This window comes from Nostoc sp. NMS8, from assembly GCF_017115045.1.
In the GTDB taxonomy this organism is placed as follows: Bacteria; Cyanobacteriota; Cyanobacteriia; order Cyanobacteriales; family Nostocaceae; genus Nostoc.
Genome location: NZ_JABXKK010000062.1, coordinates 47026 through 61603, shown reverse-complemented (window position 1 = coordinate 61603; position 14578 = coordinate 47026). Strand labels below are relative to the sequence as shown.

Sequence of the window (14578 nt, the reverse complement as noted above, 5' to 3'; positions counted from 1 at the left end):
TTTAAATTCTTTACTCCGCGCCCTCTGCGGTTCGTTTCTCTTAAAGTTGCTTCACTTCCGAAACCAACTTCGCCACCATATCCTTCGCGCTACCAAAAAGCATCGTAGTTTTATCCTTGTAGAACAACTCATTATCTACACCGGCAAAACCCGTACTCATCCCGCGCTTAATTACAATTGTCTGCTTTGCCCGATCTACTTCCAAAATCGGCATACCATAAATCGGGCTATTTGTATCACTTCGCGCCGCCGGATTTACAACATCATTTGCCCCAATTACTAAAGCGACATCAGCTTGATCGAACTGGGGATTAATATCATCCATATCGTACAACTGCGTATAAGGCACATTTGCCTCTGCAAGTAATACATTCATGTGTCCCGGCATTCTTCCAGCAACGGGGTGAATGGCATACTTAACATCAACGCCCATTTTTTCTAACTGATCTGACAATTCCCGGACGCTATGTTGTGCTTGGGCAACTGCCATACCATAACCAGGTACGATTACCACAGAACGGGCATAACCCAACATCATCGCCCCTTCTTCAGGATCAATGCTGCGGACGGTTTGATCCGTTGCACCACCACTAGCAGCACCACCACCAGAAGTAGATCCTGTACCAAAAGCGCTGAACAGAACACTAAATAACGAGCGGTTCATCGCCTTACACATAATCTCGGTGAGGATTAAGCCAGATGCTCCTACCAAAGCACCAGCGATGATTAACATATTGTTCATCACCACGAACCCAGCAGCCGCCGCCGCCACACCTGACAACGAGTTCAACAGCGAAATTACCACTGGCATATCGCCGCCACCAATGGGGATGACGAACATCACGCCCAACACTAAAGAAACGCCAACCACTCCCAAGAATATGGGTAAGCTATCTGGTGTGATGATTAAGTAGGCACTACCTACTATATAAGCACCCAAAAGCAGGAGGTTAAATGGTTGCTGGAATGGAAATGTAATCGGGGAACCGCTAATTAAACCTTGCAATTTGGCAAAGGCGAGAAAACTACCGGTGAAGGTAACACCACCGATTAACACGTCCAATAGTATGGAAATGTTGACATCTAGGGGTATTGCTTGAGAACTATCCAATAATCGCCAAAATTCGGCAACGGCTACTAATGCCGAAGCCGCACCGCCCAAACCGTTGAGTAAACCCACCATTTGGGGCATTTCAGTCATTTGGACTTTGTAGGCAACGATCGCACCAATTCCCGATCCAATCGCCAAGCCCAACAATATCATCTCGTAGTTCAACACATGTTGATCGAGCATTGTCGCCACAATTGCTAGTAGCATCCCCACAGCCGCGACGAGATTACCGTTTCTCGCTGTAGCAGGCGATCCCAGCTTTTTCAAGCCCAGAATAAATAACGATGCAGCGACTAAGTACGTCAGCTGAATGCCAGTTGGTAAAAAGTCGCTCACGCCTTAATCTCCTTCTTCTTGAACATTTGCAACATTCTGTCTGTCACTAAAAAACCACCCACAACGTTGACTGTTGCTAATACCACAGCAATCAAACCGAGAATTACCGACACATTCGTTTCTCTAGCACCAGCAGCAACTATTGCTCCCAGTACCGAAATGCCAGAAATCGCATTTGAGCCTGACATTAAGGGTGTGTGTAGAGTCGGTGGTATTTTGTTGATGACTTCAAAGCCGATAAAAGATGCCAAAACAAATACAAACAAAGCAGCAAGTAATGCCTCTGTCATGAAATCAAAACTCCTTGTGTAAATGGGAATGGGGCGATTCAATTTTGGATTTTGGATTTTAAATTTTGGATTAAATTTCAATCTAAAATTTAAAATCTAAATTCTTACTTCCCATTCCCTAATTAACCGCCTGTTGTTGAGTATTCAAAGCTTGTAGCGCATCCCGTACTCGTTGATTGCGAATTTCACCTGCGTGGGTAACGCAAGCAGCATCAACAATGTCGTCGCCAAAGTCCACCTGTAAAGCTTTGTCTTTAATTAGCAGTTGCATCAATGAAGTTACGTTCTTGGCATACAATTGGCTGGCGTGAATTGGCATCGATGATGGGAGATTGATGGGGCCGATAATTGTTACACCATTCCAAACAATATCTTTGCCGGGTTCGGTACAGGCGCAGTTACCACCTTGTTCAGCAGCCAAATCTACAATCACTGAACCGGGTTTCATCTGTGCCACCATTTCTTCTGTAACTAGTCGTGGTGCTTGTCTCCCAGGTACTTGAGCAGTAGTAATCACCACATCAGAATTCTTAATGTGTTCAGCGACAACTTCTTGAGTGCGTTGTTTGCTAGCTTCAGAAATTTCCTTGGCGTAACCACCTGCGGCGACGGTTTCTTCGTCTAATTTAACTTCAACGAATTTTGCCCCTAAGCTTTGCACTTCTTCTTTAACAGCAGGACGGATATCAAAGGCTTCTACCACTGCTCCCAAACGTCTGGCGGTAGCGATCGCTTGCAATCCAGCGACACCAGCGCCCATAATAAATACTTTCGCTGGTGCGATCGTACCTGCGGCTGTGGTTAACATCGGGAAATATTTTGGTAACGCAGCTGCGGCAATTAATACTGCTTTGTAACCTGCTAATGAAGCTTGCGAGGACAAAGCATCCATACTTTGCGCCCTGGTAGTACGGGGAATCATTTCCATACTCAAGGCTGTGACTTTCCGATTTGCTAATTGCTGTGCTACAACAGGATTTCCCAAAGGATTGAGGAAACTGAGTAAAACAGCCCCTTCCTTTAACAAATCAATTTCTGAGCGTCCATCTTCTCGTTCTTGTGGTGGACTGACTTTCAGTAAGATATCTGTTTCGCCCCATAATTTGGCAGTATCGCTGATAATTGTGGCTCCTGCTGCTTCATAGTCAGGATCGCTGAAAAAAGATCGCTCTCCTGCACCTGCTTCTACCCACACTTCCAAACCTTGTTTTACCAATCGGGCAACGGTGTCAGGAATTAATGCCACACGACGTTCACAAACTTCAATTTCTTTAGCAACTGCTATTCTCATGAAATCTCCTGAAGATAAATACTTAATCTCTGCCAAGTAAGCGATTGTCCAGACGATGGGTGTTTTACGCTCATAGTACTTAGGCAGCAATATCAGCCATGACTTTTACTTGTAGATTGAACCTTAAATCTTTCCTCTCCCACTCTTAGCTCTTTAGGCAAAGCCTGAATTTACCGCTTGCAGATGTCATATTTTCAGATAGTTGCAAACAGGGTTACGTATTGCACATCCTAAATTGATTCCCAAATTTTGCATCTTTATCTTCAGCTTGTTTTCGGGATTGAGAAATTTTGGTATTCCTTTCTTATAGAGTAATATTGACAGAATTTTGAAAGCTTGATAATTTCCCAATTAAATTTTAATGATTACGACTTTCATTCCAACTTATTTTAATCAATTTATCTCAACTTAACTGGCGATCGCTGATGGCGCGGCTCAATTTTTATAACAAAATTATCAAATTTAGATACACTTATACATATTTAGAAATACAATCTAATCCCAACTGTGTTTCTATCTAGTTCAAATTTAGACCAACTAAACTAATCAAATCAAGACTTTACAAGGGTAATGAAGTAAATTTAATATCCTAAGTTGAATTTAATACTAAGTAATTTTACTACTAAGCAAACTTTGGAGAAAATGGCACTTTTTATTACAATTAAACGTCCATTGTTAGGAAGTCAGTAGTAAAGTTTAGTAAAGAATACTAACACACAGTTATTTTAGATAACAGATTTATCTTTTGGTAAGAGGAAGCCCGAATTATGCGACGTTTACTTTCTGCTTTAGCCGTGACTAGCTTTTTGGTTACGGGATTACCAGCCCTGACTTGGGCACAAAGTTTACCTGGATTAACCCTGTTTAGCGGCGTCAAAGGCGAGAACCAGCTACCTTTTCGGTTAGATTTTGGTGGACAAGCTAATGGTTGGGATCGATACATATTGAGGATTCCAGCCCAAAAAATGAAATTGGCAGTTGGTCAATTTGCGATTACCTACCCCGATTATTACAAAGGAACTTTTGACCCGAAAAACATTGAAGTCCGAGTCAAAGGCAAAGCCGTTAAGCTTTCGGAAGTGAAGTGGGACAAAGAAGGTAAGCTGATTAATATTTTTCCCGAAGAGCCTGTGCCAGCAGGTAGTAAGGTTGAGTTAGTTTTATCTAACGTACAAAACCCATCCTTCGGTGGAGTTTACTATTTTAACTGTCAAGTCCTCTCCCCTGGCGATGTGCCACTGCTGCGTTATTTGGGAACATGGATTTTGAGCATCAGTTAGGAGCAGAGAAGAGGCAAGGGAGCAGGGAGCAGGGAGCAAGGGAGAAAAGTTTTCCCCCCTGCGCCTCTGCTTCTTCTCAATTCCCAATTTTCTAAGAAAGTGATACAATTAGAGATTGTGAGTTTTTATAAAAATCACCTAAGAGGAGAAGAGTATGAAAAGAACACTGGGCGGTACTAGCCGTAAGAGAAAAAGAACCTCTGGTTTTCGCGCTAGGATGCGGACACCAGATGGAAGAAACGTGATTAGCGCCAGAAGAAAAAAAGGGCGTCACCGTTTGAGCGTTTAGGGAATATCAAGCTAAAAGAGCATCTGTGGCTTTGCCCAAAGCAAATCGGCTAAAATCCCGAAAGGATTTCCAGGCAGTTTTCCGGGAAGGAATTCGGCGTCATGGCTCTTATTTAACATTAAGAGCCTTAAAACCGCTGCATTCAATCAAACCTGCATTAGATACTGTCAATCAGACTACACAAGCAACTGACTCAGCACATCTTGCCAGCACGCAATTTGGGATTTCCATAAGCACAAAAGTCAGCAAAAGGGCAGTAGTTCGCAACCGAATCAAGCGGCAAATTACTGCTGCCTTACACAATTTATTACCAAAATTATCACCAGGATGGCGGCTAGTGGTCATTGTCAAACCCACAGCAGCAGAATCTAAGTGCGTAAGCCCACAATTTCTGCAAGAATTAGAGCAGTTGTTGGCACAAGCTGAGGTGTTCGATGGGAATTCGTGAAGATGTCTATTATGAAGGTGGCCCCCACGTTGGGGATTTAATTATCAACCTGTTGATTGGGCTAACTGTTGTTGGCATACCATTAACAGTCGGGGCAATTGTCAGGGCATTGTGGCTGCGTTTTCGCATTACCGATCGCCGAATTACGGTGATTGGAGGTTGGCAAGGGCGCGATCGCACTGACGTAATTTATTCAGAAATTGTCAAAATCGTCAAAGTCCCCCGTGGCATTGGCTTTTGGGGAGATATGGCTATCACCCTAAAAAATGGCAGTCGTCTCGAATTACGTGCAATTCCCAACTTTCGGGAAGTCTATGACTACATCAACGAAAGAATTGCGGCGAAAAATCCCGAATATAGCGCTGCTGCCAACAAGTGATGAGAGTAGGGGGAGATTAGGGAGATGGAAGAATCAATGCCCAATCCCCATTACCCCTTATCCCCAGAGGGGGCCCCACCTTCCCCATTTAAATGTGCGGCTATCCGTAGCGAAAGATAGTCGCCGACAAATCATGTATTTAGATAAATTAGACTCAGTTTACAGTACCTCAGGTTGAATTCAGAATAATGGATTTTGGTATCGGCTTTCTCTCGAACAACGTGATGCTGCCAATCATAGATTTCTTCTATGGTATAGTGCCTAGCTACGGATTAGCGATCGTTGCTTTGACCTTGATAGTCCGCTTCGCGCTCTATCCCCTGAGTGCTGGCTCAATTCGCAACATGCGGAAGATGCGAATTGTACAACCTCTGATGCAGAAGCGGATGGCAGAAATCAAAGAGCGCTATAAGGATGAACCGCAAAAGCAGCAGGAGGAAATGGTCAATGTTCAAAAAGAATTTGGCAACCCCTTGGCAGGTTGTTTTCCATTACTAGTACAAATGCCGGTTTTATTAGCGCTGTTTGCCACTTTGCGGGGTTCACCTTTTGCAAGTGCAAGCTACAGCGTTAACCTGCAAATTCTTCCCGCAGAACAAATCGAACAAATTCAACCGCAAGCCTTTGCTACTGCTCCTCAAAATATTTATGTTGCCGATGGGGAACACGTTAAAGTAGCTGCAATCATTCCCAGCGGTACTAAACTAGCGGTTGGAGAACAAACCAAGATACAGTATCAGACTACTGAAGGTAAACCATTTCAGGTACTTTTAGCAGAACACCCAGAAAATAAGCTGATTCCTGATTGGAAAATTACCAAAGGTGAAGATAAGATAAAAATTGATGCCCAGGGCAATGTAGAAGCCTTGCAACCGGGAGAAGTTAGTATTCAAGGAACAATTCCCGGACTAGCAGCAGAAAAAGGCTTTCTATTCATTGATGCTTTAGGCAGGGTTGGCGCACAAGATCCAGATGGCACAATCCACTGGGATATCGTCGCCATGATCGTCTTTTTTGGAATCAGCCTTTATGTTAGCCAAATGCTTTCTGGGCAAAATTCCAGTGGTGGCAATCCGCAGCAGGATACAGTTAACAAAATCACTCCCGTCATCTTTTCTGGGATGTTTTTATTCTTCCCTCTGCCAGCTGGAGTGCTGATGTATATGGTGATTGGTAATATATTCCAAACCGCCCAAACTTATCTTCTCTCCCGCGAGCCTCTACCAGAAGAACTGCAAAAAATCGTGGAAACCCAGGAGAAAGAAGCCACAGTTACAGAACAAAAGGCACTCCCATTTGAACCAAAAAGTGCCAAGAAAAAGGCTACAGGGGGATCATGAGCAACATTTCAATGCAGCGAGGCCAGCAGTGGTTAAAAACACTGCTAGAACTCACTGGAATACCATCTGAGATTCAGGGTCATTTAGAAACTGCCCAATCTCAAGAGGGCGATTCCCCGGAACCAGATAACTACTGGTTGACAATTGACCAAACTAATTTAACCTCAGAACAAATCCAGGTATTAATTGGTGCTGATGGTTCTGTGCTAGATGCGATTCAGTATCTAGCAAATTCGGTTCTAAACCTCAGTCAACCCCCAGAGGAACAAGCCTCTTACACCATTGAGTTGAATGGCTACCGCGTCAAAAGAGAAGCCGAAATTCGCGCATTAGCAGAAGCAGCAGCCGATGAAGTGCGCTTTTCTGGTAGAGAAGTGGAAATCAAATCTCTTAGTTCTGCTGAACGGCGCCAAGTCCATACCTTCTTGAAGGAATTTGGAGATTTAGAAACCTTCAGTCGCGGTAAAGAACCGCATCGTCATCTGGTTGTCCGTCCAGCTTCGTTGGAAGGAGTTGAGGGTTAGGAGTCGTTCAATTTTGGATTTTAGATTTTTTATTCAATCCAAAATCCAAAATTCAAAATCTCAAATTGTCAGAGTTAGGAGTTAATTGAAAACTCATAACTATATAATTTCAAAATTTCTCTTGTTCTTAAGAGATAAAATAAAGATGTATTGTCAGTATAATTGCTGATAATGAAGATAACTTTTAGTGAGGATATCTCACGAATCCTATGGACGCAATTTATATTCCGCAGCTAACTCAAGCCCCGGAGCGGACAGAGGAAGTTCAGGTTAATGAATTTCTGCCTGGTCTGGAAACCTTGACGCCAGTTCGCGGCCACGTGCGCGTACAGCATCATGGTAATTACTTGCAAGTGTCTAGTCAGGCAGAAACAATTATTACTTGTACCTGCAACCGCTGTTTGCAGCAATACAATCGACGTTTAGGGCTTGATACGAAGGAAATCATCTGGTTAGACGAAACTGCAAATCAGGCAAATGACTTGCCCTTAGAAAGGGAAGTAGTTATGGAAGAGTTGCTGGAAAGCTTACCGCCTGATGGTTATTTTTATCCCAACGAATGGCTGTATGAGCAGATGTGCTTGGCAGTACCACAACGGCAACTGTGCGATCGCAATTGTCCAGGTATTCCTGTAAGTAGTACTGTTGAGAGTTCTGATAGTCCTGAAACTCCAGTTGATAACCGTTGGGCTTCTCTGGAAGCTTTGAAAAAGCAACTTCCAGGATAGTAAGACCCGTTACGGTGCATCACTTGTTGACTTTAAGTGTTACCACTTATACAGTAGTTTACTATGCTAATCTATGACATTTCCATAGAAACCCGGCTTCTCTAAGAAACCGGGTTTCTTCAGTTTTACTTGGCAAAATAAGTTAAATTGCCAATAATAGAATTAACTTAGTCAATAAATAATACAAAATGTTTATCAAGAAGCTGCAAGTATTTAACTATAAGTCATATCTCGACTCTGGATTAATGGAATTTTCACCAGGTATTAATATTATTGTTGGGCGAAATAATGCGGGTAAAACATCTTTACTTGAAGTCCTCTCACTAGATTTCGATAATTATCCTCATAGAAGTATAAAAACATTGCCAAATAAGGTTTCTATTATAAAGGAAAATAAATCTAGAGTAGAAATTATTTGGCAGATTAAGACGGAAGAAGTCCGAAAGTTTATAAAAAACTGGTCTCCTAATATTGGAATACCTGAACCCAAAAAACTGTCTTTTATTGGTTCTGAAAATCATCAAGAAGATGATCTAAATCTACAACAACTAGTTCAAGAAGACTATTCTGATACATTGATGGAATATCTAAATGAAGCATTAAGCAACTTTAAAAATAAATTAGAAAATCAGAAGTTATTGGAAATAAGAATATCTTTATACTCTAATAGAGTAATAGATGATATCAGTTTAAAAAAATTACTTAGTTTTGAGTCATTTGAAGCAAAATTTAATAGTAAATTTTTCTATAGAATTGAATCTGATGAATTGGGAGAGATTTCGCTCTCATTAGATGTTCAAACGCAAGAAGATGATGCTTCTATAGTAAAGCCTCGTCAGTATGAAGCAGAAATTTATGAAAGCATAGGTTGCAAGATATTCAAAATATTTTTAAGTCGTATTTATAGATTTCAGGCTGAACGTCTAAATATTGGTATTTGCAAATATGAGAATAAAGCTGATATAAACCTAACATCAAACGCTTCTAATCTTGCGGAAGTACTCTTTATATTGCAGGGTAAAATTCCAGGCATGTTTGCTCAGTTCAATAAATTAGTTTCAGATGTTTTATCAGAAATAAAATGAATATCTGTTGTAATAAGAGATGATAAAAATGTTGAAATCCTGGTTTGGAATACAGATAATCTTCACAGAAATGATTTATCACTTCCTCTTTCATCCTGTGGAAGTGGAGTAAGTCAAGTACTAGCCATTTTGTATATTCTAGTTTCTTCTGAAGAACATAGAACGTTGATTATTGATGAACCGCAATCTTTTTTACATCCAGGTGCAGCTAAAAAACTTATAGAAACCATTAAACAATTTCCGCAGCACCAATATTTTATTGCTACTCATTCGCCAGAAATTATCGCATCTGCGAATCCATCTACTATTATCAAGCTTCAATATCAAGATTGTGAAACAAGTGCATCAGTAATAAATCCAAAAGAGATAAAGTCACAAAACCATATATTAGCTGAACTTGGAGTTAGGTTATCCGACGTTTTTGGTGCTGATAGTATTCTCTGGGTGGAAGGACAAACTGAGGAGAAATGTTTTCCACTGATATTGGAGAAAGTTGCAAAAATAATATTAATGGGTATTAAAATTTTATCTGTCAATAGCACTGATGCTCTTTTGGATGGAAAACGGTCTGACCTTGTTTTTGATATTTACACAAAACTCACAACGAGAGCAAGCCTGTTTCCGCCAGCCATTGGATTTATATTCGATAGAGAAAGTAAAACAGAAACAGAGATTCAAGAATTAAAGAATAGAGGCATGACCTTTTTACGCCTACCTATGTATGAGAATTATCTACTTGATTCTGAAGCTATATCGGTGACAATAAATGAAGAAGCTACATGGTTAGAAATACCTATTAGCATTACTCAGGTTCAGCAACATATTGACAAAATAAAACAGGAAAAAGCCTGTCTGCTTCAAGGTGTAAAAAGAGAAGAAGTTTCAGATAATAATTGGTTAGAGAAGATTCACGGTGCAAATATACTTGAAAGTATGTTTAAAGAATTATGTGACAATAAATTGGAATTTAGAAAAACTAAACACTCTTATAAGCTTACAGAATGGCTAGTTGAAAATAAACCTAATTTCTTGTCTGAACTGGCTGAAGAATTAAGAAATTCCTTAAATAAAAATCAGTAGTTATTTTTATACTAATTATCTAATCGCGATCGCGCTTTTGTAGCGATCGCTCACCCTTGAGTGAATATCTCACATAGAGCGATCGCATTGCCAACCGCTATAAAGTAGTAAATGTTGGTTTTTAGTTGTTAGAGGCGATACAAACCTGAACAATGAGAGGATAACTAATAACCACAGCTAAATATGAACTTCCGTGAAGAGTTTAAACTGTTGCTACGCGCCCGCTACCCCTTGATTTATATTCCCACTTATGAAGAGGAGCGGGTAGAAGCAGCGATCCGAGAAGAAGCAAGCAACCAGGGTAATCGCCCAGTGTATACTTGGGATTTTGTCGATGGCTACCAAGGAAATCCCAATGACGTTGGGTTTGGGCGACGTAACCCGTTACAAGCTTTAGAATTTATCGAGAAATTACCAGCTTCCGCACCAGCAGTATTGATTCTCCGAGATTATCATCGCTTTTTAGATGATGTAGCGATCGCTCGCAAACTCCGCAACCTGTCTCGACTCCTGAAGTCGCAACCAAAAAATATTGTCCTACTGTCGCCGCGCATCGCCATTCCTGACGATTTAACGGAAGTGCTGACAGTCGTCGAGTTTCCCTTACCCGCCGCCCCAGAAATTAAAACTGAGGTGGAACGCTTACTGCAAAGTACTAGTAACTCCCTTTCTGGCAAAGTTTTAGATGACTTAGTGCTATCTTGTCAAGGACTTTCGATGGAACGGATTCGCCGGGTTTTGGCAAAAGCGATCGCTACCCACGGTGAATTACAACCAGAAGACGTGGATCTGGTTTTGGAAGAAAAGCGCCAAACTATCCGCCAAACCCAAATCCTGGACTTCTACCCCGCCACTGAGCAAATTTCTGATATTGGCGGACTGGATAACTTGAAAGACTGGCTGATTCGTCGGGGAGGCTCATTTACAGATAAGGCGCGACAGTACGGATTACCGCACCCCCGTGGTTTAATGTTGGTGGGTATTCAGGGAACAGGTAAATCGTTAACGGCAAAAGCGATCGCTCATCACTGGCATTTACCCTTACTACGTTTGGATGTGGGCAGATTATTTGGTGGTTTAGTGGGTGAATCAGAATCTCGGACTCGCCAAATGATCCAAGTTGCTGAAGCCCTCGCCCCCTGTATTTTGTGGATTGATGAAATAGATAAAGCCTTTGCGGGACTTGGTAGCAAAGGGGATGCCGGAACAGCCAGCCGTGTGTTTGGCACTTTTATTACCTGGCTAGCCGAAAAAAGCTCACCCGTGTTTGTCGTCGCCACTGCCAACGACATCCAAGCATTACCGCCGGAAATGCTCCGTAAGGGGCGATTTGATGAAATTTTCTTTGTAGGTTTGCCCACTCAAGAAGAGAGAAAAGCAATTTATGATGTTCATTTATCCAGATTGCGCCCCCATAACTTGAAAAGTTATGACATCGACAGGCTAGCTTATGAAACACCTGATTTTTCTGGGGCAGAGATTGAGCAAACTTTAATTGAAGCGATGCATATTGGATTTAGCCAAAACCGCGACTTTGCTACCGACGATATTTTAGAAGCAGCCAGTCAGATTATACCCTTGGCGCGAACTGCCGTAGAGCAAATTCAGCAACTCCAAGAATGGGCGGCTGCTGGGAGAGCGCGTTTAGCATCGAAACACAGTCCTTTAAGCGAACGCCTCCGGCGGAATACGTGATAGACGAAAGTTCGGTACTGGGTATTGGGTACTGGAAAAAGTTTTTTAAAATTATGGTGGTGCGTAAAAGCCCTCACCATAGTTTTAAGGGTTTGGCACTTAATCCCTAATCCCCAGTCCCCAGTCCCTTTTACATTCGGTCGATGTCTATTTAGCCATAGCTACAATAATGAGTTAGTCAAAAGCCCATAGCCAATAGTTAATGATGAATTATTATGGACTATTGATTCTTATCGGCTCGGTTACTTGCTGTAACCTTTGGGAGCCAGTTTAACGCGACTCCTCTCAATGGGAGGAAAATACGCAGATAACTTGCTCTCCTCCACCCTTAACTCTTGATAATCAGGTTTTAATTATGTTGTCTGGCTTCACAAAGTTTATACTGGGGTTTTTCTTAGCGATCGCTGTGTTAGTCGGTAGCGGCGTTGCAGTTGCACTCTACTTCATGAATCGCACCGGTGTACCCCCTGCCAAACCCGTTTTTTCTAACGATAGTCCCTCGGTGAAAGCTCAAGCTCCAAAAGCAACTGAGCCTAGAGGAGGTAAACCCACCCTAGCACCTGGAAATCAGGCTCAATCGTCTCCAAGTCCAACTCCTACTCCCACAGAATCACCAAAGGCTACTCCATCGCCAAAACCATTGCCAGCAGGAGCTTACCGAGGGCGTGTGAATTGGGCTGAAGGTTTGAGTTTGCGATCGCAACCAAATCAAGAAGCTGAAAAGATTGGTGGGGTTGCTTTTAATCAAAAAATTATTATTTTGGAAGAAAGCGATGACAAATCTTGGCAAAAGATCCGTTTGGAAGGTAGCGAACAAGAAGGTTGGGTAAAAGCAGGTAATACTGAAAAAGTTGATGGAAAAGTTGACGGACAATAGTCTAAAAAATCATAAGTGTCTACTCAATAGCTTCATCTGGCTTTCTTTCAGATCGGCTGTTTTGACTAGTTAAACGCTCAATTTCGTTGAAAAAAGATGTAAGCAGCGTCTATCCTAAAATGAGTAATTTAAGCATTAGGTTGAATATCATCCCCAATTCAATAGAAGACTAGATCCACTATTTATCTGCGTTGCTCATGCTCAAAACCCAAATGGATATAGCAAAAATTTTGTCAGGCAAATAGAAAACCAGCCTTGCTTTAGATCGGTTATTATTCCCTTTACAGAAGTTTATGTATCATAATTCACCTGGGAATTTATTGTAAAGAATCATACTAAAAAAAAGCATAATACAGAGAAGGTGGTATAATCTTGTTTAGCCACGACTTGAAAAAAGCAAGTGAAAACAGGGTTAGATAGCTATTTAACTGAGATTGCCTTGGAATATGAGGCATCTGAAAGCGTCAAGGTTGTTCCTACCGTACCTAATTTCAAATTTTTGAATTGGAAAAAGTTATCTAGCAGTGCGGCGATACGTCTTTTATCTGTAGCACTGATTACGGGGCTTCTGAGTATTACTGGGCAAGCTTTAGCACTTCAGAAAATAGGAAGTAATGGGCCTGAAGTTAGCACCAGCCAGAGGTGTTTAAAAAAATTAGGCTACTTTAACGGCCCGGTGAGTGGCAAGTTTGCTAGCTTGACTCAAAATGCTGTGATTAAATTTCAGCAAGCCAATAGAATATCTGCTGATGGAGTTGTGGGTATTAGTACTCAACGAGCCTTGCAACGAGCATGTCAGAGTAAAACTTCTAGTCAGAATATTGGTAGGACATCACAATCGCCAGTTGGTCAATATCCTACTCTCTCTCAAGGTAAAACTGGTGCAGCCGTGACAAGATTGCAACAGCGTCTACGGCAGTTAGGCTACTTTAATGCTAATCCCACCGGGAATTTTGGACGAATTACTAAAGATGCTGTAATTGCATTCCAGCGGAACTATCGCATACCTGCTAGCGGCATTGTCAATCGACAAACTTGGAACGCATTAGCGGGTTCCTCTCTAACTCCAGTTAGATCGAGTCTCTCTACTCAACAAGTAAGAGAACTACAAGTGCGTTTGCGGCAGCTAGGTTATTTAAATGCTGATGCCACTGGGAATGTTGGCCCAATGACTAGAGAAGCTGTAATTGCATTCCAGCGAAATAACCGCCTACCTGTTGATGGCATCGCCAATGCCCAACTATTAGACTCAGTACGTAGAGTCTCCGGTGGTACTCAACAATCGGGCAGAGATTATCTAACTTTGGGCGATCGCGGAGAGAATGTCAGATTAGTTCAAGAGCGTTTGGGGCAATTGGGCTTCTCTAATACTAATCCTGATGGAATTTTCAACGATTATACCAGACAATCTGTGATTGCATTCCAGCAATCTTCTCGAATTAATTCGACTGGAAATGTAGATTGGCAAACTTGGGAAGCATTGGGGTTAAATGGTGCAACTGGGGGTAATTATACTGAGAATAATGATTATGTATTAGCTGACACTAATCGCTATGCATTACCTCCTGCCAATGACAATGTAGTACCTGTTACCAATGGCAACACGTTAGTTGCTAATAATCCTTACAGAGTCATAATTCCAATTTCCAATAATGATACTCTGAGTAAAGTGCAACAATATATACCCAATGCTATAGCAGAGCAATCCAATCTAGGGGATTATGTGAATGCTGGAGCATTTAGCGATCGCACCCAAGCAGAAACGCTAACGAAAAAGCTCCGCTCATTAGGTCTTGATGCACGGGTAAAATTCAATTAACTAATT

General features: G+C 41.7%; 15 protein-coding genes. 12 read left to right on the top strand and 3 right to left on the bottom strand.

Annotated elements, in window-relative coordinates; genetic code table 11:
- Window positions 1-40: 40 nt before the first annotated feature.
- The 3 genes from HWQ39_RS11020 to HWQ39_RS11010 all read right to left on the bottom strand — a co-directional run bounded on the left by HWQ39_RS11020 (window position 41) and on the right by HWQ39_RS11010 (window position 3028).
- Complete coding sequence (locus HWQ39_RS11020; protein WP_292844138.1) at window positions 41-1447, bottom strand: NAD(P)(+) transhydrogenase (Re/Si-specific) subunit beta; 1407 nt, start codon at window positions 1445-1447, stop codon at window positions 41-43.
- Entirely contained in the window at window positions 1444-1737 is a 294-nt protein-coding gene (locus HWQ39_RS11015) for an NAD(P) transhydrogenase subunit alpha (RefSeq protein ID WP_179066403.1), read from the bottom strand. Before HWQ39_RS11015 ends, HWQ39_RS11020 begins: the two co-directional genes overlap by 4 nt.
- A 118-nt stretch (window positions 1738-1855) precedes the next feature.
- Window positions 1856-3028, bottom strand: a complete 1173-nt coding sequence (locus tag HWQ39_RS11010) for a Re/Si-specific NAD(P)(+) transhydrogenase subunit alpha (protein ID WP_292844136.1) — start codon at window positions 3026-3028, stop codon at window positions 1856-1858.
- Window positions 3029-3795: 767 nt separating this feature from the next.
- Here HWQ39_RS11010 and HWQ39_RS11005 point away from each other — a divergent pair.
- The 12 genes from HWQ39_RS11005 (at window position 3796) to HWQ39_RS10950 (ending at window position 14572) form a co-directional block, all read left to right on the top strand.
- Window positions 3796-4308, top strand: coding sequence for a DUF2808 domain-containing protein (locus tag HWQ39_RS11005; RefSeq protein ID WP_292844135.1), 513 nt, complete (start codon window positions 3796-3798; stop codon window positions 4306-4308).
- A gap of 154 nt (window positions 4309-4462) precedes the next feature.
- On the top strand, window positions 4463-4597 hold the full coding sequence (gene rpmH / locus HWQ39_RS11000) for a 50S ribosomal protein L34 (RefSeq protein WP_099102484.1): 135 nt from the start codon (window positions 4463-4465) through the stop codon (window positions 4595-4597).
- Between the two features lie 25 nt (window positions 4598-4622).
- Window positions 4623-5045 carry a ribonuclease P protein component gene (rnpA, locus tag HWQ39_RS10995; protein WP_292844133.1) on the top strand — a complete coding sequence of 141 codons (423 nt, stop codon included), beginning with the start codon at window positions 4623-4625 and terminating at the stop codon, window positions 5043-5045.
- Window positions 5032-5424 carry a PH domain-containing protein gene (locus HWQ39_RS10990; RefSeq protein WP_292844131.1) on the top strand — a complete coding sequence of 131 codons (393 nt, stop codon included), beginning with the start codon at window positions 5032-5034 and terminating at the stop codon, window positions 5422-5424. Before rnpA ends, HWQ39_RS10990 begins: the two co-directional genes overlap by 14 nt.
- A 188-nt stretch (window positions 5425-5612) precedes the next feature.
- Entirely contained in the window at window positions 5613-6764 is a 1152-nt protein-coding gene (gene yidC, locus HWQ39_RS10985) for a membrane protein insertase YidC (RefSeq protein ID WP_292844129.1), read from the top strand.
- Window positions 6761-7288 (top strand): R3H domain-containing nucleic acid-binding protein, encoded by a 528-nt coding sequence (locus tag HWQ39_RS10980; RefSeq protein WP_292844127.1) that lies wholly within the window; start codon window positions 6761-6763, stop codon window positions 7286-7288. The genes yidC and HWQ39_RS10980 overlap by 4 nt, the downstream gene beginning before the upstream one ends.
- 209 nt (window positions 7289-7497) lie before the next feature.
- Entirely contained in the window at window positions 7498-8016 is a 519-nt protein-coding gene (locus HWQ39_RS10975; protein WP_292844125.1) for a DUF177 domain-containing protein, read from the top strand.
- Between the two features lie 188 nt (window positions 8017-8204).
- Window positions 8205-9101, top strand: a complete 897-nt coding sequence (locus tag HWQ39_RS10970; RefSeq protein WP_292844123.1) for an AAA family ATPase — start codon at window positions 8205-8207, stop codon at window positions 9099-9101.
- Window positions 9102-10181, top strand: coding sequence for an AAA family ATPase (locus HWQ39_RS10965; protein WP_366932260.1), 1080 nt, complete (start codon window positions 9102-9104; stop codon window positions 10179-10181).
- Between the two features lie 183 nt (window positions 10182-10364).
- A complete protein-coding gene (locus tag HWQ39_RS10960) occupies window positions 10365-11876 on the top strand; it encodes an AAA family ATPase (RefSeq protein ID WP_292844121.1) in 1512 nt (503 codons plus the stop codon).
- 355 nt (window positions 11877-12231) lie between these two features.
- Window positions 12232-12753 carry an SH3 domain-containing protein gene (locus HWQ39_RS10955; RefSeq protein ID WP_292844119.1) on the top strand — a complete coding sequence of 174 codons (522 nt, stop codon included), beginning with the start codon at window positions 12232-12234 and terminating at the stop codon, window positions 12751-12753.
- Window positions 12754-13153: 400 nt separating this feature from the next.
- Entirely contained in the window at window positions 13154-14572 is a 1419-nt protein-coding gene (locus HWQ39_RS10950) for a peptidoglycan-binding protein (RefSeq protein ID WP_292844117.1), read from the top strand.
- Window positions 14573-14578 lie beyond the last annotated feature (6 nt).

Excerpts from the sequence above, each read along its gene's own strand:
- HWQ39_RS11010 (WP_292844136.1), bottom strand. The coding sequence starts at position 3,028 with ATGAGAATAGCAGTTGCTAAAGAAATTGAAGTTTGTGAACGTCGTGTG.
- HWQ39_RS10970 (WP_292844123.1), top strand. The coding sequence starts at position 8,205 with ATGTTTATCAAGAAGCTGCAAGTATTTAACTATAAGTCATATCTCGAC.
- HWQ39_RS11005 (WP_292844135.1), top strand. The coding sequence starts at position 3,796 with ATGCGACGTTTACTTTCTGCTTTAGCCGTGACTAGCTTTTTGGTTACG.
- HWQ39_RS10975 (WP_292844125.1), top strand. The coding sequence starts at position 7,498 with ATGGACGCAATTTATATTCCGCAGCTAACTCAAGCCCCGGAGCGGACA.
- yidC (WP_292844129.1), top strand. The coding sequence starts at position 5,613 with ATGGATTTTGGTATCGGCTTTCTCTCGAACAACGTGATGCTGCCAATC.
- HWQ39_RS11015 (WP_179066403.1), bottom strand. The coding sequence starts at position 1,737 with ATGACAGAGGCATTACTTGCTGCTTTGTTTGTATTTGTTTTGGCATCT.
- HWQ39_RS10955 (WP_292844119.1), top strand. The coding sequence starts at position 12,232 with ATGTTGTCTGGCTTCACAAAGTTTATACTGGGGTTTTTCTTAGCGATC.
- HWQ39_RS10960 (WP_292844121.1), top strand. The coding sequence starts at position 10,365 with ATGAACTTCCGTGAAGAGTTTAAACTGTTGCTACGCGCCCGCTACCCC.
- HWQ39_RS10990 (WP_292844131.1), top strand. The coding sequence starts at position 5,032 with ATGGGAATTCGTGAAGATGTCTATTATGAAGGTGGCCCCCACGTTGGG.
- rpmH (WP_099102484.1), top strand. The coding sequence starts at position 4,463 with ATGAAAAGAACACTGGGCGGTACTAGCCGTAAGAGAAAAAGAACCTCT.
- HWQ39_RS10980 (WP_292844127.1), top strand. The coding sequence starts at position 6,761 with ATGAGCAACATTTCAATGCAGCGAGGCCAGCAGTGGTTAAAAACACTG.